Source organism: Haloarcula amylovorans (genome assembly GCF_004681185.1).
GTDB lineage: Archaea > Halobacteriota > Halobacteria > Halobacteriales > Haloarculaceae > Haloarcula > Haloarcula amylovorans.
Window position 1 is genome coordinate 1,094,423 of the sequence record NZ_SRIF01000001.1, and the last position, 20,571, is coordinate 1,114,993.

A 20,571-nucleotide genomic window follows, 5' to 3' on the forward strand; every position below is an offset into this window, starting at 1 on the left:
GGTCAGAATATATCATCTGCTTAGGATCTCAACAAAGCTGATTTTTCAATAGTTTGCAACCAGTTAATTACATCAGTTGCATGTTCGCCGTCCACGCGCCGACGCCGGTGATGGCCGTCAGTTCTGCGTGAACCTCCTCGTCGGAGAGGTCTTCGAAGTACGCGATACTGTAGCCGTGTTACTCGAACACCTCGACCACCTCGTTGACGTAGCGGGTCTTCTGTCGGGAGAGCCCCGCGTCCCGCAACACGTCGTCGTCGGCCGGAGAAAGCGTGAGCGTACCGTGCGCCTCGACGAGCGGCCCGATGTTCGGATCGTCGCGGAGCACGTCGTGTGGCGGGTCGGTCATCACGTCCGCGTAGTGGCCGGTGAGAGAAGAACCCCGCGGTCAGCCGTCGACGATGGCAGGGTCGGGCGTTCCGTCCCGCTCGTGTTCGGCCTCGTCGACGGGTTTCGCCGGGTTCCCGGTGACTGTCGTTTCGGGTGGGACGTCTTCGACGACGACGGCTCCCGCGCCGACCGTCGCGTTCTCGCCGACGGTAATCGGTCCGACGAGGGTCGCGGCCGCGCCGACGGTGACGCCGTCTTCGAGCGTCGGGTGACGTTTCTCGCGGCGCATCGACGCGCCGCCGAGCGTGACGCCGTGATACAGCAGTACGTCGTCGCCGATGTCGGCCGTCTCGCCGACGACCGTTCCCATGCCGTGGTCGATGAATAGTCGGTCGCCGACGGTCGCACCGGGGTGAATTTCGACGCCGGTGAGAAACCGCGTCAGGTGCGAGAGCAGCCGTGCGCTGAAGCGATAGTCTGCGGCCCAAAGCGCGTGGGCGAGGCGGTACAACCAGACGGCGTGGAGGCCGGGATACGTGAGGACGACTTCCATAGCGCTGGTCGCGGCAGGGTCTTTGGCCTGTGCCGTCCGGACGTCGTCGCGGAGGGTGTCGAGTATCGTGGGTATGTCGAGCATCGTGGATACAGTGTCGGGTGGTCGAAGGCAGGTACGACGTGAAGAACAGAACTCAACAGCGACAGCGACAGACGACCGTGAGAGTACGCTGTGCGGTCGCACGAACGGTTCGGTCGCGGGACGAACACCCGGCGAACATACACGCTACTCGTGGCCGGAGCGGTATAAAACAGCAGGAATCTCCCGCTGGGCCGCTGTGGGCAGTATCGGCGGCAGCCGATGTCGAGTCAGTCGATGTCGATGCGCTGTCCTTCGGAGACGGTCGACGATTTCCCGACGTGGACCGTCAGGACGCCATTGGCCATCGACGCGGAGACGTCCCCGTCGTCTACCTCGCCCGGGAGGTGGAGACGGCGGGAGACCGACCTGTGCGACCGTTCTCGTCTGATATAGTTCTCCGCCGTTTCGTCGCGTTCCGTGCTTCGCTCGGCCTCGATCGTGAGCGTCTGGTCCGTGATGTACACCTCGACGTCGTCTTTCTCGAAGCCGGGGAGGTCAGCGGTGACGACGAATTCATCGTCCGCGTCGACGAGGTCTATCTGGGGGAGTGCCATCTCGGTCGACCACGTCTCGAACCCGCTTCCCCACCGCTGGGCGGCCTCTTCGAACTGTCTGCTCATCTGTTCGAGCCAGGACTCCATATTGTCGAGTGGTGACTGTCGAGCCATCGGCCGCTAACACATCTGAGCAGCGCTTAGTTACCCAGTGGATACACGAAGAAGGCTCGTCGTGACGGCGTTGTAGCCGTGCTACCGCGACTGTAAGCCGGCCTTTGCGGGCCCGCGTCGGTCGCGCTACACCATTCCCTTCCCGAGTAGCTCCCGGGCGATGATGTTCTTCTGAATCTCGGTCGTCCCCTCGTAAATCTGGGTTATCTTGGCGTCGCGGTAGAACCGTTCGATGTCGAAATCGTCGACGTAGCCAGCGCCGCCGTGAATCTGGACCGCCTCGTCGGCCGTCTCGACGGCGACGCGGGAGGCCTTCTCCTTGGCCATCGACGCGAGCTGGGTGAGCTGATCGTCGGCGTTGTCGACGCTCCACGCCGATTTGTAGGTCAGTTGTCGAGCGGCTTCGATGTCGGTGAACATCTCGGCGAGTTTGTGCTGAATGGCCTGGAACTCGGAGATGGACCGACCGAACTGTTCGCGGTCTTTGGCGTATTCGAGTGCGCGTTCGGCCGCGCCCCGAGCGATGCCGACTCCCTGCGCGGCGACGCCGGTTCGCGTCTCGTCGAAGAACTGCATTATCTGGAGGAAGCCGGCCCCGCGGGTGCCGACGAGGTTCTCCTCGGGAACGCGCACGTCGTTTAACAGCAACTCGGCCGTGTCAGACGCGCGGATGCCGAGTTTCCCCGTTATCTTTTCAGCCTCGAACCCGTCCCGGTCTGCCTCAACGAGGATCTGTGAGAAGCCGTTGTACCGACCTTCGGCATCGGGGTCCGTCTGGCAGAGGACGACGAAGTAGTCGCCGACGGTCCCGTTGGTGATCCACATCTTGTTGCCGTCGACGACCCACTCGTCGCCGTCCTTGCGGGCTTCCGTGGAGACTGACGAGACGTCCGACCCGGTGTCGGGTTCGGAGATGGCCGTCCCCATGATAGCGTCGCCCGTCGCTACCGGTTCGAGGTACTCCTCCTTCTGGGCTTCTGTCCCGAACCCCACGAGCGCGTCCGCGCCGAACGCCGCGGACTGGATACACAGGCCGATACCGGGGTCGGCGGCAAACAGTTCCTCGGCGATGATGGCGTTTGTCAGTGTATCGTAGCCGACACCACCGTGTTCCAGCGGGATATTCGCGCCGGTCAACCCCATCTCGGCGGCCTCCTCGACTATCTCGCGGGGGAACTTCTCTTCGCGGTCGTACTCCGTCGCGACGGGGACGATCTCGTTTTCGGCGAACCGCTGTACCTCATCACGAATCTGGCGCTGCTCGTCGGACAAGTCGAAGTCCATGTGTCGTATGTTCACTCGGCACCCAATTAATGGTTCGTGACCTGAAATAAACTCGATAGAGGTTTGTCACCGAGAGAAACGTTGAAACGTGGTCCGGCAGTGGGGACATACGTCATGGACTTCGAGGACATCGGTACGGTCGCGGTGCTCGGTGCAGGTAACATGGGTCACGGAATCGCCGAGGTCGCCGCGCTCGCCGGCTATCAGGTGCAGATGCGCGACATCAAAGAGGAGTTCGTTCAGGACGGCTACGACAACATCGAGTGGTCGCTGAACAAACTCGCGGAGAAGGACCAGCTCACCCAGGAAGAAGCCAACGAGGCCCTCGACCGCGTCACCGCGCTCGTCGACGTTGAGGACGCCGTCAGCGACGCCGACGTCGTCATCGAGGCCGTCCCCGAGAAGATGGAGATAAAGAAAGACGTCTACACCGACGTCGAGAAGTACGCCAAAGACGACGCCATCTTCGCGACGAACACATCCAGTCTCTCTATCACCGAACTCTCGGAGGTCACCGAACGCCCGGAGCAGTTCTGCGGGATGCACTTTTTCAACCCCCCGGTCCGGATGCAACTCGTCGAGGTCATCTCCGGGGAGTACACCGCCGACGAGACGCTCGACACCATCGAAGAACTCGCCGAGGCGTTCGATAAGACGCCCGTCCGCGTCCGTAAGGACTCGCCCGGCTTCATCGTCAACCGCATCCTCGTCCCGCTGATGAACGAGGCCTGCTGGCTCGTCCACGACGACGTCGCCACCATCGAGGAGGTCGACTCGACCACGAAGTTCGACATCGGCCTCCCGATGGGGTCGTTCGAACTCTCGGACCAGGTCGGTAACGACGTCGGCCTGCACGTCCTCGAATACATGCACGAGATGCTCGGCGACGCCTACGAGCCGTGCCCGCTCCTCGAACGCAAAGTCGACAGCGAGGAACTCGGGAAGAAGACCGGCAAGGGCTTCTACGACTACGACGACGGCGGCGCGGACATCCCGACCGACGCCGGCCGCGACGACGTCGAGAACCGCCTGCTAGCCGTGATGGCCAACGAGGTCGGCAAGCTCGTTGAGAACGACGTGGCCCCTGTCGCGGACATCGACGAGGCAGTCATGCTCGGCGGCGGCTTCCCCGAAGGCCCCGCGAAACTCGCCGACAAGGCTGGCCTGGACTCTCTCGTCGAGACGCTCGAAGTCGTCCACGAAGAAACCGGCCAAGAGCGCTACGAAGTCTCCGACGGCCTGCGGTCGGCCGCCGAAGCGGGCGGCTTCTACGGGGCAGACGACGACACGGCAGCCGAGTTCGAGAACATCAACGTCGCCGCCGTCGGCGAGATGGTTGGTCACATCGAACTCGACCGCCCCCACCGGATGAACACCGTCAGCCCGGAGCTGATGGACGAACTCGCAGACGCCGTCGATATCCTCAGCGACGACGACGAGATCCGCGCAATACTGCTGACCGGGGCCGGTGACAAGGCGTTCTCCGCCGGGGCCGACGTCCAGTCGATGGCCTCCAACGCGACGCCGCTCGAAGCCGTCGAGCTTTCCAAGAAGGGCCAGGAGACCTTCGGCAAACTGGAGAAGTGTCCGATGCCGGTCGTCGCCGGTATCGACGGGTACGCGCTGGGCGGCGGGATGGAACTGGCCACCTGTGCGGACCTCCGCGTCGCCTCGAAACGCTCGGAGCTCGGCCAACCCGAACACGACCTCGGCCTCCTGCCGGGATGGGGCGGCACCCAGCGGCTGGCAAACATCGTCGGCGAGGGTCGCGCCAAGGAGATTATCTTCACCGCTGAGCGCTACGACGCCGAGGAGATGGCCGACTACGGCTTCATCAACGAAGTCGTCGGCAACAGCGAACTCGAAGACCGCGCGTTCGAACTGGCCGCCGACCTCGCCGCCGGCCCACCGGTCGCCCAGAAGTTCACCAAGCGGGCGATGCTCGCCGGCCGCGACGACACCGAGGCCGGCCTTGAAGTCGAGTCACAGGCCTTCGGCCACCTCATCGGTACGGAGGACGTGATGGAGGGCATCACGGCGTTCATGGGCGACGGGGAGCCGAACTTCCAGGGGAAGTAAGGGGACCATCGTCAGAGCTCTGCTCTGGCGGAAGTGAGCCCGATTTCCAAGGGAAGTAACGTCATCGAGTCTAAGTAGCTCCGTTTCACCCAGTGCGTCGGTTTTTTGCGACCGAACTTTGTCAGTCGTCGAACAGCCTCGCAGACGGGTCGAGCGGCCCGTGTGACCGCGCCCCAGAGAGCCGGGATTTCGATGGGGTTAAATTGGAGCACCCGAAACGCCAGAATGCGCTCGGTTGGTGTAGTCCGGCCAATCATCTTGGCCTTTCGAGCCGAGGACATGGGTTCAAATCCCATACCGAGCACATTTCTATCGAAGCAACGGAACGATAGAGCGTCCGCGATGTTCTCAGATTACCGTGAAGTCTAAGTGGAGATTGTCAACTCGCCGACAGGTTCGAACATCGACGGCGGCCATCCGTCGAGGCTCGCACTCACTTCGCGATTGCGCTCCTATATCGAGGGCGAATGTCGCCGAAGCGAACAGTAAGAGAGTGAAGGCAGTAGCTATTTCCCCAATCCACGAGACAGACAGACCACATGCAAGCAGTCGTTCTCGCGGCTGGGGAAGGCACACGGATGCGGCCGCTGACCGCGAACACACCGAAACCCATGCTGCCCGTCGCCGACCGACCGCTCGTCGCCCACACCGCCGACATGGCCATCGAAGCCGGGGCCGACGAACTGATCTTCGTGGTGGGCTACGAAGCAGACGCCGTCCGGTCGTACTTCGGTGAGACGTACCGCGGTGCGCCGGTTTCCTTCGCCGTCCAAGAAGAACAGCAGGGGACAGCTGATGCCGTCAACGCCGCGTACGAACACCTAGACGGCCCGTTCGCCGTTCTCAACGGCGACAACCTCTACGACGAGGAGAGTATCTCGACGCTGTTCGACGCAGCGCCGTCTATCGCGGCGTTTCGCGTCGGCGACCCCTCGAACTACGGCGTCCTCTCGACGGACGGCGACAACGTCACGGACATCGTCGAGAAACCGGAAGACCCGCCAACGGAACTCGCAAATGCCGGGGCGTACGTCTTCCCCGCCGAAGCCCGCGAGTGGCTGGACGTTCCCCTCAGCGACCGCGGGGAGCGCGAGATCACGGACGTGGTCGCCCGCGTCATCGAAGAGCGCTCGGTTACGGCCGTCGAAGTCGACCGCTGGCTGGACGTGGGCCGGCCGTGGGAACTACTCGAAGCCAACGAGTGGAAACTCGACGAACAGACCCGTCGTATCGACGGCGACGTTCGCGGCGACGCGGAGCTACGCGGCAACGTCGTCGTCGAGGAGGGCGCAGTCATCGAGCCCGGCGTTACCATCGAAGGACCGGCGCTCGTCCGGTCGGGCGCGCATCTCGGGCCGAACGCGTATGTCCGCGGCGCGACGATGCTCGGCGAGAACACGCACATCGGTCACGGTGTCGAAATCAAGAACACCGTCGTCATGGCTGACTCGAACGTCCCACACGTCACCTACGTTGGCGACAGCGTGCTGGGCCACGACGTGAACTTCGGCGCGGGGACGCAGGTGGCGAACCTGCGTCACGACGGCACCGAAGTCGAGATGACGGTGAAAGGCGACCGAGTCTCGACGGGTCGCCGGAAGTTCGGCGTCGTCGCGGGCGACGGCGCTCGAACCGCTATCAACACCAGTCTCAACCCCGGCGTCGTCCTCTCGCCCGGTGCGACGACGACGCCCGGCGAGAGCGTCACTCGGGACCGGTAGATCGGCCTCGTCCTCGCGGCGATTCTATGGGATTAAGTAGGGTGAAACCGACGCACAGGTAAGATGGTCGACCCAACTTCGGACCACCACGAGGATATCGACGAGGAGGAGGCGCCGAATTGCGAGGTCTGTGGCGACGCGATAGTCAACGAGGTCACACACCGAGTGACGACGTGGATCGCCGACGACAGCGTCCAGACCGTCCACTTCTGTGACGAGGACTGCAAGGCCGAGTGGGACGAGTCCTGAAATAGCCCATTTCTGCGGACCCTCCGTCTCGTCACGGCCCGTTACTATCGTTTTGCGTCGGTCGTGTCCACCGGGCCATCTACTTCGTCGTACGTCTTCTCGATGGTCTGTTGCCCGCCGATTCGCGTCGTTATCGTCCGAGTGAACGCGTCGAAGATGGTGACGACGGGGTACAACAACAGTTCGACGTATCGCAGCGGCGTCACGACTCGGAGCGCGAACGTCTGTGCGTGACCGAGTCCGTAGGACTTCGGGACGATCTCGCCAGCGACGAGGACAACGCTAGTGGCCAGTAGCGTCGTCAGAACCACCGCGATGCTCGACTGGAACCGCTCGACGAACAGCGCCGTCAGCAGACTCGAAAGTGCGATGTTGACGACGTTGTTCCCGACGAGAATCGTCACGAGGAGACGATGCGGGTCCGCTAATACGTCCTCGGCGGCGGCCGCTCGCGGGTCCGTCGTCGCGGCCGTCGCCAGCCACTCTCGCGAGAGGGAGAACAGCGCCGTCTCGCTACTGGAGAAGAAGGCGCTACAGCAAAGCAGTACGACGACGATGGCGAGCGTCGGCAAGACGGGTGTCGACATACACGTTGGACACCGCGTCGTGTGAAAGAACCGACGAACCGCTCACGGCCCCGACGTTCGATATTTGACGGCCCCGCTATCGCTCGACACGTCAGAATGAAGGAATGCTCCGTCAGGGATTCGAACCCTGGTCATCACCGTGAGAGGGTGATATGATTGGCCGGACTACACCAACGGAGCGTACATTGAATCGGAGGATGGAGATACGTATAATGATTGTGTTTCGGAACCGCTCTGTGTGGGTTTCTCACTCCTCTTCGAAGGGAGAACCGGCGGCGTCCGGTTCCTCGCCGGCGAGACTGATGATGTTCTCGCGACCGACTCGGAGTTTGCTGATCTCGCCGTCCGATTCCATCTCCGAGAGGAGCATGCTGACCTTCGACTTCGACCAGTCGGTGGCGTCGACGATATCGACCTGTTTCATCCGGCCGCCGTTGGCTTCGAGCAACTTCAGAACGCGGTCATCGTCGGTGAGTAACTCGTCGTCGGCGACCGACGGTTCGGGCTCCGGTTGGGACGGTGCTCTGGACTGGCCACTAGGTGTCGTCTCGGTCGGCGTTCCCCCGGTATCCGCGCCTCCCAAGGCCGCTTCAGCGACGCCGGAACGCCACGCCGCGACGGCGACGGCACCGAGCGCGAGGACGACAACGCCGACGACGAAGGGCAACATATCGCCCGCCAGCAGCGAGCCACCGCCGGATCCGGGCTCGTTCGCCAGTACTACCTCGCGCGGCCCGAGTTCGATGTAGGGTCGTTGGTCGGTAAAGGACTGCTCGCCGACCCAAGTGGCGGTTTCACTGCGAGCGAGGGAGTCGGGTTGGCTCCGCGAATCCGGAGACGGCTGGGCCTCCGCGAACCCCAGGCCCGGTCCCCGTTCGACGACCAGCGACTGGTTCTGTCCGATGTAGAATCCGCCCTGGAAGACGTCGCTGACGACGACTCGTTCGCCGGTCGCGTTGGCGAAGTTCGTCCAGAGGAACGACATGCGGACCGTCCCCGTGCTCTGGACCGGGTTGACCGAGGCGGAGCGGTCGAACGTGCGCGCACCCATCGCTCGCCCCGTCTGATTGGTTCCGTACTGCGTGAGCAACCCGGCCTGCTCGACGAAATCGACGTACAGTTCCGTCTCGTTGCTCTCGAACTCTTCGGCGAAGGCCTCGAACTGCTCCTGTTCGGATTCGTTAGTCAGCGGCGTCTGGTGTTCGATCGCCCACGTCGCGGAGCCGTTCTCGTACACCGTCACGTGGAAGGTCGTCTCCGTGAAGCCGTCGGGGGTCTGTACGCTCGCCGGTTCGGGTGCACTGAGCGCGGGCCCGGCGGCGAGGCTGGGTATCAGCAAGAGAGCGACGACGACGGCGGCGACCGCGCGAGACATCTACGTCGTATGACCCAATGACGGCATAAAAGCGCTGTGAATGGTCCCCCTACCGTCTGACGCCACCGACGGCGGCGGCCAGTTTCTCGACGGGATGGACGGGCTTACTCCCGCGTGAACGGTCGCTTAACTGCGTCCGGCAGGACGCACCGGGCGCGACGACCGCCTCGCCGCTGCTCCGGTCGACTTGCTCGTAGAGGATGCGAGCGATGGCCTTGCTCATCGAGTAGTGCTCGGCCTCGTAGCCGAAACTGCCGGCCATGCCACAGCAGCCAGAATCCAGCGGGTCCACCTCGTAGCCAGCCCGTCGGAGAACACCGACGGCGTGGTGGTCTTTGCCGACGGCCTTCTGGTGGCAGTGGCCGTGGTAGGTGAGCGCCGTCTCGCTGGGGTTCCAGTCGACGCCCGCGTCCAGCGCGAATCGGTCGAGATACTCACAGAGACCGAAGGCGTTCGCCGCGACGGTCGTCGCCGCGTCGTGGTCGTGGCCGAGGAGGTCCAGGTAGTCGGACTGGACCATCACCGCGTCGGAGGGTTCGACGACCACTACGTCCCATCCGTCTCGCACCTCGGGAGCGACGGCCGCAACGTTCGTCGCCGCTCGGTCGCGGGCCACGTCGACGAACCCCTTTGAATGGGCCGCTCGGCCCGAGGCAGTCACGTCGTCGGGAACCCGTACGTGGACGTCAGCCGCTTCGAGCACCGCGACGGCCGCGCGGAGGACCGCCGGGTTACTGTAGTTGTTGTAGGTGTCGGGGAACAACAGCGCCCGCCGCTCGGCGTCGGTTTCCGCCACCTGCGGCCCTCTGTCGGCCCACCAGTCGGTGAAGGACTCGCGTTCGAACGTCGGCAGGTCACGCTCGCGGGCGATGCCGAGCAGCTTCTCGCTCACCAGGCCGCTACCGGGGAGTCGCTGTGCCCAGTTCGAGAGCGGCGCGAGCGCGCTCCCCGCTTTGCTGACCGTCTCGACGTTGGCGAACAGTTTCTCGCGGAGGCTCGCGCCTTCTCGTTCGTGCCGGGCATGTTCGACCTCGACTTTCAGTTTCGCCATGTCGACCTCGCTCGGACAGTCCTTCGCACAGCCCTTACAGCCGATACAGAGGTCCATCACCTCCGAGGCGAACTCGCCGTCGGTGGGGTCGTCCGGTAAGTCGCCGCTCATCGCCTGCCGGAGCATGTTCGCCCGGCCGCGGGTGGCAGTCACCTCCTCGTCGGCCGCGCGGTAGGTCGGGCACATCACGCCGCCGGTCGTCTCCTGCGGGCCGCGACAGCCGCCACAGCCGTGACACAGTTCGACCATCCCCTGCATCCCGTTCTCGTTGGGCCAGTCGAGTGCGGGGTCGAACTCGTACTCGAAGTCGTACTCCGGCGAGAAGCGAAGATTCTCCGTCATGTCGACGGTCCGGGCGCGCCGCGGGGCCTCGCCTGCATCGACGACCGACTCGGAGACGCCGACAACCTGGCCGGGGTTCAGCAGCCAGTCGGGGTCGAACGTTCGCTTGAGGTCCTGAAACACGTCCCACACCTCGTCGCCGTACAGTTTGTGGTTCCACTGCGTGCGTGCGCGGCCGTCGCCGTGTTCACCAGAGACGCTGCCGCCGTATTCTTTGACGAGGTCTGTCGCGCCGTCGGCGATGGCCTCCATGCGCTCGACGCCTTCGACCGATTTCGTGTTGACGAGCGGGCGGATGTGGAGACACCCCGGTCCGGCGTGGGCGTAGAACGAGGCGAAGGTGCCCTCCTCCTCTAAGAGGTCCTGAAAGTCCGCGACGTACTCCGGGAGGTTCTCCGGCGGGACCGCAGCGTCCTCGATGAAACTGATGTGTTTTGCGTCGCTGGTCCGAGAGAGCAAAATCGGCAGGCCGGACTTCCGGAGTTTCCAAAAGCGCGCTCGCTCGTCGTCGTCGTGAGCCTCGCGGGCGTGGAACGCCCGAACCTCGGCAGCGGTGACGTCCGCTGCGCCGTCGCTCGGGTCGCGTTCGGTGGATACGTCACCGACGCGGTCGGCCAGTAGGTCCGCCACTTTCTGTTTGCCCTCGGCGTCGTCTTCGGCGTAGAATTCCACGAGCAACACTGCGCCGGTCTCCGCCGGGAGCATCTCGGCGACGAGGTCACCGAACTCCTCCGTGTCGGCCGCCAAGTCGAGCAGCACGTCGTCCAGCACTTCGACGGCCGCCGGGTCGTGGTCGAGAATCGGGGCCACGTCCTCCATCGCCGCGACGAGGTCGTCGTAGGTCAACAGCGCCATCGCCTTCGTCTCCGGAATCGGTTCGAGCGAGACGGTCGCCTCAGTGATGACCGCGAGCGTCCCCTCGCTTCCGGCCAGCAGTCGCGCGAGATTGACCGTTCCCTCGGCACCGTATTCGCCGCGGGCCTCGCTGACGAGTCGGTCGAGATTGTAGCCCGAGACGTTGCGCTTCAGTTGCGGGAACGCCGTCTCGACGGCGTCGGTCTCCTCGTCGACGATTCGCGCGACTTCGGCGTAGATTCGCGCTTCGAGGTCCCCCTCGGGGTCGCCGTCCGCGCGGAGCGTCTCGACGGCTACCTCGCCGAAAGTCGTGACGGTGCCGTCCGCGAGGACGACCTCACAGGACTCGACGTAGTGGTCGGTCTTGCCGTACTGTAGGGAGTGTGCGCCGGTGGAGTTGTTGCCAATCGCGCCGCCCAGTGCGGACTTATCCCCCCACGCGGGGTCCGGCGCGAACTTCAGGTCGTGTGGGACGAGTTCCTCGTTCAGGTCGCCGAGTCGGACTCCCACGTCGGCTGTCACAGTTCGGCCCTGGGGGTCGATATCGCTCACGCCGTCCATGTGTCGCGTGAAGTCGAGGACGACGGCCTCGTTGACCGCCTGCCCGGCGAGGCTCGTCCCGCCGCCGCGAGGCAGTACGGGAATCTCCCGTTGTGCGCAGTAGCCGACGATAGTAGCCACGTCCTCGGTCGATTCGGGGTAGACGACGCCGACCGGCGTCACCTCGTACGCGCTGGCGTCGGTGGCGTACAGTTGCCGGGAGTACTCGTCGAACCGGATGTCGCCCGCGATTCGCTCAGCGAGGTCCGAGACCATGCCCGGCCGCATGACGGCGTCGGCCTGATAGTCGTAGTCCGCTCGCCCGTCGCTCGCCGGGTCGTCGCTCGGTCCCTGCTCGGTAGCGCCCATGTCCGGTGGTTCGGCCGGGCCACCGTTATACTGTCGACTGTCGATAACCGTCAACGTCCCGCACGGTTCAGCCCAGTCAACTGACTAACGGCGACAATCGACAGTACGATGACAAACGCCACCGCTCGATTACCGATTCCGGCCGCGTAGCGACCCGAAATCACCGGTGCGTTATTTACGTTCGAGTGCAGAACCACAGCTATCAATGGGAATTGCTGACACAGTTGCGGATGGGCGACGGGTCGCCATCGAGCGACCGGGGGCCGGCGTGGTCGCCGTGGTCGTCGCATATCTACTGGCCGATCTCGTGACGAAACTCGCCGGGACGACGGTGTACGCGCTTGGGTTCCGCGTCATGGGCGGGTCGCTGACCGTGGGGTCGCTGGCCTCGATGGTACTCGACGGCTTGCTCGTCGGACTGGCCGTCGGGCTGGCCGGCATCGGCCTCTCGATGACCTACAGCATTCTCGACTTCGCCAACTTCGCCCACGGCGATACGGTGACGGTCGGCGCGTTCGTCGGGTGGGTCACTGCCTACGTCCTCGCCAACCTCGCGACGAGCGCGCCAATTGCCGACCTGTTTCTGTTCGACGGCGGGCAACAGCTGAGCACCGCCTCGACGTACGCCTTCGTCCTCCTCGGACTGGTCGCCGCCGCCGTCGGAACCGTCGGCGTCGTGTTGGCTGTCGATCGCCTCGTCTATCGGCCGATGCGCGGTTCGGACAACATCTCGTTGCTTATCGCCTCCATCGGCGTCGCGCTCGCGCTTCGCTACCTCATCGCGTTCGTTTTCAGCACGCAGACCAGCGGCGTCGCCACGGTCGGCGCACAGATTCAGTTGGGCGCTGGCGTCACCATCACGGACAACGAGATCGCTCTCCTCGTCGTCTCGGTAGTGTTGATGCTCGGGGTCCACCTCCTGCTTCAGCGAACGAAACTCGGCAAGGCGATGCGCGCGATGGCCGACAACGAGGACTTGGCGCGCGTCACCGGCATTCCGACCGAACGAGTCGTGCGCGTGACGTGGATCCTCGGCGGCGCGCTCGCCGGCGTCAGCGGCTACCTCCTCGTCTTGGAGCGGGGCACCATCGCCTTCAACTTCGGCTGGATTCTCCTGTTGCTCATCTTCGCGGCGGTCATCGTCGGCGGCATCGGTTCAATCTACGGCGCGATGGCCGGCGGCGTCCTCATCGGCCTCGTGGACAGTCTCGCGCTCATCTGGCTCCCATCGGGGCTGACCCGCGCGGCCGCCTTCGCCGTCCTCATCGTCGTGTTGCTCCTTCGACCGTCTGGCATCTTCGGCGGGGTGAGTACGGCATGAGCGCCGTCGACGATGTTCGGTCGAGACTGCTCTCCCTCCCTGACGCCGCGCTCGTCGCCCTGTTCGTCCTCGCTATCTGGCTGGTACTCTCGATACTGGCCTTCGCTGTCGGCGCGGCCCAGTCGGCGAACCTCGCGGCCGGGTTCGTCGGGAGCGTCACCGTCCTCATCGGGGCCTACGCACTGCTCACGTTGGCGCTGAACCTCCAGTGGGGTTACACTGGTCTGTTCAACATCGGCGTCGCCGGCTTCATGGCCGCCGGCGCGTACACGACGGCCATCCTGACCGCGCCTGTCAACCCCGGCGCGGGCGGCGTCCCCGGGTTCGGCCTCCCACTGTGGCTCGGCCTGCTCGGCGGGATGGTGATGGCGGCGCTAGTCGGTGCGCTCGCAGCCCTCCCCGCGCTCCGTCTGCGGGCAGACTACCTCGCCATCGTCACCGTCGCGCTCTCGGAGATAATTCGACTGTTCGTCAACTGGCAAGGCGTCTCGGAGGTTCAGGTGTTCGGCAAGCGATTCGGCACCGGCGGCGCGACGGGCATCTCCTTTCCTGCCCCCGACGACGTGGTCGCCGACGTTGTCTACGGTCTCGGAGGGCCGCTCGTCACCGCTGCCGAGAGCCTCGGCGTCTCCGGGCCGAACGTGGTCAATATCACCTACGGACTCACGCTCCTCGCGCTGGTCGTCGGCGCGTACTGGGTCCTGAACCGCCTCGCCAGATCACCCTTCGGCCGCGTCCTGAAGGCCATCCGCGAGGACGAGACGGTGACCCAATCGCTCGGAAAGGACACCCGCCTGTTCAAAATAAAGGCGTTCATGATCGGCTGTGCGCTGATGGGGCTGGCCGGCGCGCTGTTCCGGGGCGGGGCTGGGTACATCAGCCCCGCGCAGTTCCGCCCGGCTATCACGTTCTACGTCTTCGCCGCGCTCATCATCGGCGGATCCGGTTCGAATACCGGCAGCGTCCTCGGCGCGGCGACGTTCTCCGCATTGCTCTTCTATCTGCCCGCTCGCCTCGGCGAGTACTTCCCGACGTTCGGGACGAGTGCACCGGGAAACATCATCGAGGCTATTGCCGCGCTCGGGTCGCTCGACCCGACGCCGCTGCTGGCCTACACGGTCAGCAACGTCAGCACGCTTCGGTTCGTCCTCATCGGCGTCGTCCTCGTATACATCATCCAAAACTACCCGCAGGGGATACTGGGTAACCGGAACGAACCGGCGACTAGCGTCGACCTGACGCGACACCGACCCACCGATGGCGGGGGTGACACCGATGAGTGACGCCGAGGCGGTCGGGACGGAACGGCGTTCGAGAGAAGACGTGCCGACGACCAGCGAGGCTATCGACTCGCCGCTGCTGGAAGTCAAGCGCCTTCGCAAGGAGTTCGGCGGCGTCACTGCTGTCGACGGCGCGTCCTTCCGCGTCGCTTCCGGCTCGTTGACCGGACTCATCGGCCCGAACGGGGCTGGCAAGTCCACGACGTTCAACTGCATCACGGGAATTCACGAACCGACCGCCGGCACCGTCCGATTCGACGGTCAAGATGTCACCGGGCTCCCGCCCTATACGCTGGCCGAGCGCGGCCTCGTCCGCACCTTCCAGATCGCCCGAGAGCTCTCCGAGATGACGGTCCTCGAAAACGTCATGCTCGCGCCGCCGGGACAGGTCGGCGAGTCGGCCATTCGGGCGGTACTCCCAGGACTCCGCGAGGCGGTCGAACGCGACGAAGCCGAGCTGGTCGAGGACGCGTGGGAGACGCTCTCCTTCTTCGAGATCGACCACCTCGCTCACGAGAACGCTGGCAACCTCTCGGGCGGCCAGCGCAAGCTGCTGGAGATGGCCCGCGTCCTGATGACCGACCCCGAGATGGTCTTACTGGACGAACCGCTGGCCGGCGTCAATCCGACGCTCGAAGAGAAGCTGTTGGACCGCATCGACGAACTCCGGCGAGAGGGCCTGACGTTCCTCCTCGTCGAACACGATATGGATGTCATCATGGAACACTGCGAACACATCATCGTCATGCACCAGGGACAGGTCCTCGCGGAGGGCGACGCCGAGACCATCCAGCGCGACGAACGCGTGCTGGAGGCGTATCTGGGAGGTGACGTATGAGCCAGCGAGCGACGCGCGCCGAGGACGTGACGCTGCCCGATACCACCGAGAGCCTGCTCTCGGTTCGCGACCTGGACGCCGGCTACGGCGACTTACAGGTGTTACAGGGCGTCGACATGGACGTGGGCGACGGGGAGTACGTCGTCGTCGTCGGCCCCAACGGCGCGGGCAAGTCCACGGTGATGAAGTCCGTCTTCGGCCTGACGACGTACATGGGCGGCGAAATCCTGTTCGACGGCACCGACATCAGCACGCGCCGTCCGGACCAGATCATCCACGAGGGCATCGGCTACGTCCCACAATCTGACAACGTCTTCGCCTCACTGAGCGTCCGCGAGAACTTAGAGATGGGTGCGTACATCTTAGACGAAGTGCCCGAAGACCGGATTCAGTCGGTGTACGACCGGTTCCCGATCCTCGGCGAGCGCGCGGCCCAGAAGGCCGGGACGCTCTCGGGTGGCCAGCGGCAGATGCTGGCGATGGGCCGTGCGCTGATGCTCGACCCCGACTTGCTCCTGTTAGACGAGCCATCTGCGGGGCTCGCACCGGACCTCGTCGCCGAGATGTTCGACCGCATCGACGGCATCAACGACGACGGCACCGCCGTTCTGATGGTCGAGCAGAACGCGAAGGAGGCGCTTCGTCGCTGCGACCACGGCTACGTCCTCGTCCAGGGGCAGAACCGCTATCAGGACACGGGCGAGACGCTGCTCGCCGACCAGAAGGTCAGGCAGGAGTTCCTCGGCGGCTGAGCGGTGAAAGATAGGGATTCTGGATCGGATCGAGTCTACTGATTCAGCGCGCTGTTCAACTGCGAGGTGTAGGAGGACTGCTGGGACTCGAAGCCGACCTGCTGGACGACGGAGCCGCCCTGCTCTTCGAACGCGCTGACGAAGCTCTCTTGCAGCGCCTGCCCATAGCTGTTGTTGAGATACAGCGTCGAGGCCGACGACGCGCCCAGTTCTTCGGTGGCGACCTGTGCGAGCACCTGTCCCTGCAGGGCGTCACTCGGCGGCGTCCGGAAGACGAAATCGTTGTCCTCGAGACTCGTGATGGCGGGCGACGTCGAAGCGGGCGAACAGCCGACGACCTGATTGTCGACGAGGACGTTCCGGGCGACCTGAATCGTCGCCTCGGAGCCCGCGGCCCCGGTAATCATGGGATACCCGGCGCTGACCAGCGAGTTCGCGGCGTTGACGGCTGCCTGCGCCTGCGACTGGGTGTCACCGACCTGCGTCTCGATGGACTGGTCGATGGCGTCCCGGAGCTGGATGGCCGGGAGCAAGGCGGCGTCCCGAATCGGTTGGCCGAGCGGCCCGAGGTCACCTGTTTCCGGTTGCAGGACCCCCAGTCTGACAGTTCGGTCGCTCCCGCTCCCGCTGCCGGACGGTTCCGGCTGCGGGAGGTCACCCGACCCGCCGAAGTCGATCGTGTCCCGTGTCTCGACGCCCGATTGCGTGAAGCCGAACACCTGATACTGCGCGGAGGTGATGTCACCCGCCTCGTCGAAGTTGACGTTGCTTGACGCCCCCGCGTACTCGATATTCTCGCCGGCGGCCGCCGCTGCCGCCGCGTCGGGTAGTTCCGACGGTGTGTACGTCGTCCCGCCGGGGTTGGCGACGACGCGCATGTGGTCGCGGATGGCCGCCCCATCGTTCTCGCCGGCCAGCAAGTTCGCCAGAATCTGGACCGCGCTGGCGTCGTACGCCTGCGAGGTGAACACCCCCGCCTGCTCGTAGTCGAACTCATCTAAGAACAGGTTGGTGAACGTATCGACGCCCGGACCCGACGCCGACGGCGCAGTTCCCTGGACGTTCGACATGTCGTTGCCGACGTCGCCCGGGAGACTGCCGTCCTGTAACCCGTCGGTCACGAGGATATCGACGGTGTCGTCGCCGTAGTCGGAGTAGTAGTCCTTGAACAGCTGGACGCCGCTCTGTGGGTAGCCGACAATCATCAACACGTCGGGCGAGTTACTAGCGCCGCCGTCACCGCCCTCGGTGCCGGTTCCAGTGCTACCGCCGTCGCCGCCGTCACCGGTTCCGCCGCCGTCGCCACCATCGCCGCCGTCTCCGCTGTCGCTCGGTTCGGTCGAACAGCCAGCGAGTCCGACCAGACTCAGTGTGCCGAGCGCGCCGGTGCGCTTGAGGAACGTTCGTCTACTGTTATCACGACTCATATCTATCCGAATTTGTACCCACTAGTAGAAATAGGTTGCCCGTCTCAGGACGCCGTACGGCACCGGAATAGTCGTCTGTACGGAGAACGGTTCGTCAGTCGACCGACCTGTCAGGGGGCGAGTCGGTTCTTTCGATTCTTCATCTCGCGCTCGTAATGGTCGAACGTGATGGGACACCAGTCGGCGGCGATGTCCAAGAGGTCTTCAGTCATGTTCCGAATCTCCCACTGGGCGTCGGCGGCCGCTCGCATGTCCGCGACGTGCATCAACATGCGGACGTTCATCGACATCACCATGTTGACTTTCGTCCCGATCGGGAGGACGAACCGGGCGTCCTCGGGTGGCATTCCCAGGTCCAGCAGTTCCTGATAGGACTCGACGGCGTCAGCGACGGTGTTGCGGAAGATTTCCTCGCGCTTCTCGATGTCCGCCTCGTCGGCGTCGGCCTGCTGGTTGCGACCGACCCAGTCGGGGTCCGTCGCTGACGGCGGGACGACGACCATTTCGCCCGCTCTCACGTCGTCGGGGTCCACCTCGTCGAAGGAGACGTATCGCATCGACTGCACGTCGAAAGAGACGTGTCGATGGCGAGTGATCTGTGCCATACACGACCGTGAGATGCCCTCGACGGCGAACGTAATCTGTGGATGTTCGAACGGGCCGAAGTGACCGTGCTCCAGCAGGTGGCCGATGAGCGTCTCCTTTTTCGCTTCGAGCGAGTCGCCGTCGACCGTCTCCATCGTCGCGGAGAGCGACTGGCCGCCGACGAACTCGTCGCTGTAGTCGTTACGGGCCGCCTTACAGACGAGGTCCTCCGGGTCGTCGGTGGCCTCTAGCAGCGTGACTTCCATACGGGGTGGGAACGCCCGAGGGTCAAAATTCTTCCTCCCCGCGGCCGACAGCCTAGAGTCGCTTCCAGTCGGTCGGTTCGCCCGAGAGTCCGAGGACGCGCGATTCGCGGCCCCCGCCATCCGCGTCGCGGACCTCGATGAGACCGTCGAACGCCTGCTTGATGACCTGAATCGTCTGCTCGTCGTGCGCCCCCGAGTCGATGGTGAAGACGCCGATGTAGTCCGCCGCGTCTAGTCGCGAGGAGAGGACGTGACAGAACTTGAACACCGTCTTCTTGTCCGTGTAGGTGAGCATCGTCGATAGCGAGACGAGCGCCAGCCGGCCCCGTTCTCGGCCGGAGTTGTGCAGGCCTTCGAGCGCCTTCGTGATGCCGATCCCGATGCCCGTGAGATCGCTTGGTGAGGACACCTGGTGGACGTATGCGCCCTCGAAGGAGCCGCTGGAACTCCCCTCGCCACGGCAGTCGATGACACCGAGTTGTGAGTCGGTCAGTTCCGGAACGAGGTCGCGGAAATCGGTGACGACATCCGCTGCCTTGTCGCTCGTCGTCACGACGACGGCACCGTCCCCGTTGCGTGCGCCGTCGGCTAAGATATCGTACGCGAGACGCTCTTTCCCGGTCATCGCGGGACCGGAGATGAGGATACTCGACCCGGGCCGTACCTCCCGAAGCGCGTCGAATTCGACAACCGATGAGAGATCGTACATATCATTCACCCCCTCAGTTTTCTTCGCCATTGCTCAGTCCACGTAACGTCGCGATGAAGTCGTCGTCGTCTTCGATACCACCAAGCGTATCGGAAAGGCCGTCCTGCATCTCTTCGATTTCGTCGTCTAGGTCCGCGTACTGGTCGTTCTCGGCGAGCTCGGCTCCCGACTTAGTCGCCTCCAGCGTCGCTCGCTTCTCGACGAGCGCGTAGTACTCTTGGAGCATCGAATCGTACTCCGACCGGTCTAAGAGGTTCGTCACCGTCTCGTGGAGCTGCTCGCTCCGAATCGGCTTCGAGAGGTACGCGTCGAATCCCATCTCCAAGATGTCGAAGTCCGGTTCGACGGCAGTTACCATCGCCACGCGGCAGTCGAGATCCCGTTCGCGGATACGGCTCAGGACTTCGTCACCCGAGAGACCGGGCATCATCCGGTCTAAGAGGACGACATCGACAGACTCGTCGAGCAGTTCGAGTCCTTCGTCGCCGTTCTGGGCCATACGGACCTCGTATTCGCCCTCTAGCCAGAGCTTGTACGTCTCGGCAACATCCGGTTCGTCTTCGACGATCAACACGACGGGCGGGTCCGATTCAGACATGCTGTTCTTACTGTCCTCGTTTCTATATCCACCTACATAGCCCTGTGGGTGTCGGCGGTAGCGGGTACGAAAGGTGTGGTTACCGGCCCAGAGCGACAGCCACATTGGACTCCCCGGCGAACTGGGGAACATGATACGAAACCTCGCTCGGGGCGTCCAGTCGTTTACGAGCAACGCGTTCCTCGTCACGGGCGACCAGACGGTACTCGTAGATGTCGGCAACGAGTTCGACGTCGTCTCGGCCGTCGAAGAGCACGCCGACGGCCTCGACGCGGTCATCCTGACGCACACCCACTACGACCACGTCGGCAACCTCGGGGATGTCGTCGAGGCGTTCGACGTCGACATCTGGGGGTACGACACCGAACAAGACGGGGTCACACACGCCATCGGCGACGGGGAGATGGTCCAGTTGGGCGACCACGAGTACGAAGCGTTGCACACGCCCGGTCACAAAAACGACCACCTCTGTTTTCACTCACGAGCCGCGAGCGTGCTGTTCGCGGGCGACCTCGTCTTCGCCAACGGGAGTTTCGGCCGCACCGATCTCGAAGAAGGCGACCGCGACCGCCTCGTCGAGAGTATCGACCGCGTTCTCGATACCGTCGGCGAGGAGTTAGGCGAACTGCACACCGGCCACGGCCCGAGCGTCACCGACAACGCATACCACGACATCGAACTGGCGTGGCAGGCCGCTCGGTTCTAAAT

19 protein-coding genes and 2 tRNA genes are annotated in these 20,571 nt (G+C 64.2%); 9 read left to right on the forward strand and 12 right to left on the reverse strand.

Features of this window, described 5'->3' with window-relative positions; all coding sequences use genetic code 11:
- Positions 1-178: 178 nt before the first annotated feature.
- The 4 genes from E4S61_RS26105 to E4S61_RS05550 all read right to left on the reverse strand — a co-directional run bounded on the left by E4S61_RS26105 (position 179) and on the right by E4S61_RS05550 (position 2,919).
- Positions 179-349: a hypothetical protein gene (locus E4S61_RS26105; RefSeq protein WP_245180602.1), complete on the reverse strand. Its 171-nt coding sequence runs from the start codon at positions 347-349 to the stop codon at positions 179-181.
- A 39-nt stretch (positions 350-388) separates the two neighbouring features.
- Entirely contained in the window at positions 389-967 is a 579-nt protein-coding gene (epsC, locus tag E4S61_RS05540; protein ID WP_394346435.1) for a serine O-acetyltransferase EpsC, read from the reverse strand.
- A 227-nt stretch (positions 968-1,194) separates the two neighbouring features.
- Positions 1,195-1,587 carry an Hsp20/alpha crystallin family protein gene (locus tag E4S61_RS05545; RefSeq protein WP_209309438.1) on the reverse strand — a complete coding sequence of 131 codons (393 nt, stop codon included), beginning with the start codon at positions 1,585-1,587 and terminating at the stop codon, positions 1,195-1,197.
- A gap of 174 nt (positions 1,588-1,761) precedes the next feature.
- Complete coding sequence (locus E4S61_RS05550) at positions 1,762-2,919, reverse strand: acyl-CoA dehydrogenase family protein (protein ID WP_135302892.1); 1,158 nt, start codon at positions 2,917-2,919, stop codon at positions 1,762-1,764.
- A 114-nt stretch (positions 2,920-3,033) separates the two neighbouring features.
- On the opposite strand from E4S61_RS05550, the gene E4S61_RS05555 reads away from it, so the two are divergent.
- From E4S61_RS05555 to E4S61_RS05570, 4 genes are all read left to right on the forward strand, one after another.
- Positions 3,034-4,998: a 3-hydroxyacyl-CoA dehydrogenase/enoyl-CoA hydratase family protein gene (locus tag E4S61_RS05555; RefSeq protein WP_135303291.1), complete on the forward strand. Its 1,965-nt coding sequence runs from the start codon at positions 3,034-3,036 to the stop codon at positions 4,996-4,998.
- A gap of 229 nt (positions 4,999-5,227) precedes the next feature.
- Positions 5,228-5,302: transfer RNA gene (locus E4S61_RS05560), tRNA-Glu, on the forward strand.
- A 235-nt stretch (positions 5,303-5,537) separates the two neighbouring features.
- Entirely contained in the window at positions 5,538-6,719 is a 1,182-nt protein-coding gene (glmU, locus tag E4S61_RS05565; protein WP_135302893.1) for a bifunctional sugar-1-phosphate nucleotidylyltransferase/acetyltransferase, read from the forward strand.
- Positions 6,720-6,782: 63 nt separating this feature from the next.
- Positions 6,783-6,968 (forward strand): DUF7576 family protein, encoded by a 186-nt coding sequence (locus E4S61_RS05570; protein ID WP_135302894.1) that lies wholly within the window; start codon positions 6,783-6,785, stop codon positions 6,966-6,968.
- A 44-nt stretch (positions 6,969-7,012) separates the two neighbouring features.
- On the opposite strand, the gene E4S61_RS05575 is transcribed toward E4S61_RS05570, so the two are convergent.
- The 4 genes from E4S61_RS05575 to E4S61_RS05590 all read right to left on the reverse strand — a co-directional run bounded on the left by E4S61_RS05575 (position 7,013) and on the right by E4S61_RS05590 (position 12,087).
- Positions 7,013-7,555, reverse strand: coding sequence for a DUF21 domain-containing protein (locus tag E4S61_RS05575; RefSeq protein ID WP_135302895.1), 543 nt, complete (start codon positions 7,553-7,555; stop codon positions 7,013-7,015).
- 105 nt (positions 7,556-7,660) lie between these two features.
- Positions 7,661-7,735 (reverse strand) — tRNA-Glu (locus E4S61_RS05580).
- A 67-nt stretch (positions 7,736-7,802) separates the two neighbouring features.
- Positions 7,803-8,930, reverse strand: coding sequence for a helix-turn-helix transcriptional regulator (locus tag E4S61_RS05585; protein WP_135302896.1), 1,128 nt, complete (start codon positions 8,928-8,930; stop codon positions 7,803-7,805).
- Between the two features lie 49 nt (positions 8,931-8,979).
- A complete protein-coding gene (locus E4S61_RS05590; RefSeq protein ID WP_135302897.1) occupies positions 8,980-12,087 on the reverse strand; it encodes an FAD-binding and (Fe-S)-binding domain-containing protein in 3,108 nt (1,035 codons plus the stop codon).
- 205 nt (positions 12,088-12,292) lie between these two features.
- Here E4S61_RS05590 and E4S61_RS05595 point away from each other — a divergent pair, with 205 nt between their 5' ends.
- From E4S61_RS05595 to E4S61_RS05610, 4 genes are read left to right on the forward strand one after another with little or no spacing between them, the layout of a single operon-like run.
- On the forward strand, positions 12,293-13,408 hold the full coding sequence (locus tag E4S61_RS05595) for a branched-chain amino acid ABC transporter permease (RefSeq protein ID WP_135302898.1): 1,116 nt from the start codon (positions 12,293-12,295) through the stop codon (positions 13,406-13,408).
- Positions 13,405-14,691, forward strand: a complete 1,287-nt coding sequence (locus E4S61_RS05600) for a branched-chain amino acid ABC transporter permease (RefSeq protein WP_135302899.1) — start codon at positions 13,405-13,407, stop codon at positions 14,689-14,691. Before E4S61_RS05595 ends, E4S61_RS05600 begins: the two co-directional genes overlap by 4 nt.
- Positions 14,684-15,526, forward strand: coding sequence for an ABC transporter ATP-binding protein (locus tag E4S61_RS05605; RefSeq protein ID WP_209309439.1), 843 nt, complete (start codon positions 14,684-14,686; stop codon positions 15,524-15,526). Before E4S61_RS05600 ends, E4S61_RS05605 begins: the two co-directional genes overlap by 8 nt.
- A complete protein-coding gene (locus E4S61_RS05610) occupies positions 15,523-16,278 on the forward strand; it encodes an ABC transporter ATP-binding protein (RefSeq protein ID WP_135302901.1) in 756 nt (251 codons plus the stop codon). The genes E4S61_RS05605 and E4S61_RS05610 overlap by 4 nt, the downstream gene beginning before the upstream one ends.
- 35 nt (positions 16,279-16,313) lie before the next feature.
- On the opposite strand, the gene E4S61_RS05615 is transcribed toward E4S61_RS05610, so the two are convergent.
- The 4 genes from E4S61_RS05615 to E4S61_RS05630 all read right to left on the reverse strand — a co-directional run bounded on the left by E4S61_RS05615 (position 16,314) and on the right by E4S61_RS05630 (position 19,863).
- Positions 16,314-17,705 carry an ABC transporter substrate-binding protein gene (locus E4S61_RS05615; RefSeq protein WP_135302902.1) on the reverse strand — a complete coding sequence of 464 codons (1,392 nt, stop codon included), beginning with the start codon at positions 17,703-17,705 and terminating at the stop codon, positions 16,314-16,316.
- A 110-nt stretch (positions 17,706-17,815) separates the two neighbouring features.
- Positions 17,816-18,556, reverse strand: a complete 741-nt coding sequence (thyX, locus tag E4S61_RS05620; RefSeq protein WP_135302903.1) for an FAD-dependent thymidylate synthase — start codon at positions 18,554-18,556, stop codon at positions 17,816-17,818.
- 52 nt (positions 18,557-18,608) lie between these two features.
- The gene (locus E4S61_RS05625; protein ID WP_135302904.1) at positions 18,609-19,265 is read right to left on the reverse strand and encodes an RAD55 family ATPase; all 657 of its coding nucleotides are present in this window, start codon (positions 19,263-19,265) and stop codon (positions 18,609-18,611) included.
- 13 nt (positions 19,266-19,278) lie between these two features.
- Positions 19,279-19,863 carry a HalX domain-containing protein gene (locus tag E4S61_RS05630; RefSeq protein ID WP_135302905.1) on the reverse strand — a complete coding sequence of 195 codons (585 nt, stop codon included), beginning with the start codon at positions 19,861-19,863 and terminating at the stop codon, positions 19,279-19,281.
- A 130-nt stretch (positions 19,864-19,993) separates the two neighbouring features.
- Between E4S61_RS05630 and E4S61_RS05635 the strand changes: the two genes are divergently transcribed.
- Positions 19,994-20,569, forward strand: coding sequence for an MBL fold metallo-hydrolase (locus E4S61_RS05635; protein ID WP_135302906.1), 576 nt, complete (start codon positions 19,994-19,996; stop codon positions 20,567-20,569).
- The last annotated feature ends 2 nt before the right edge of the window (positions 20,570-20,571 follow it).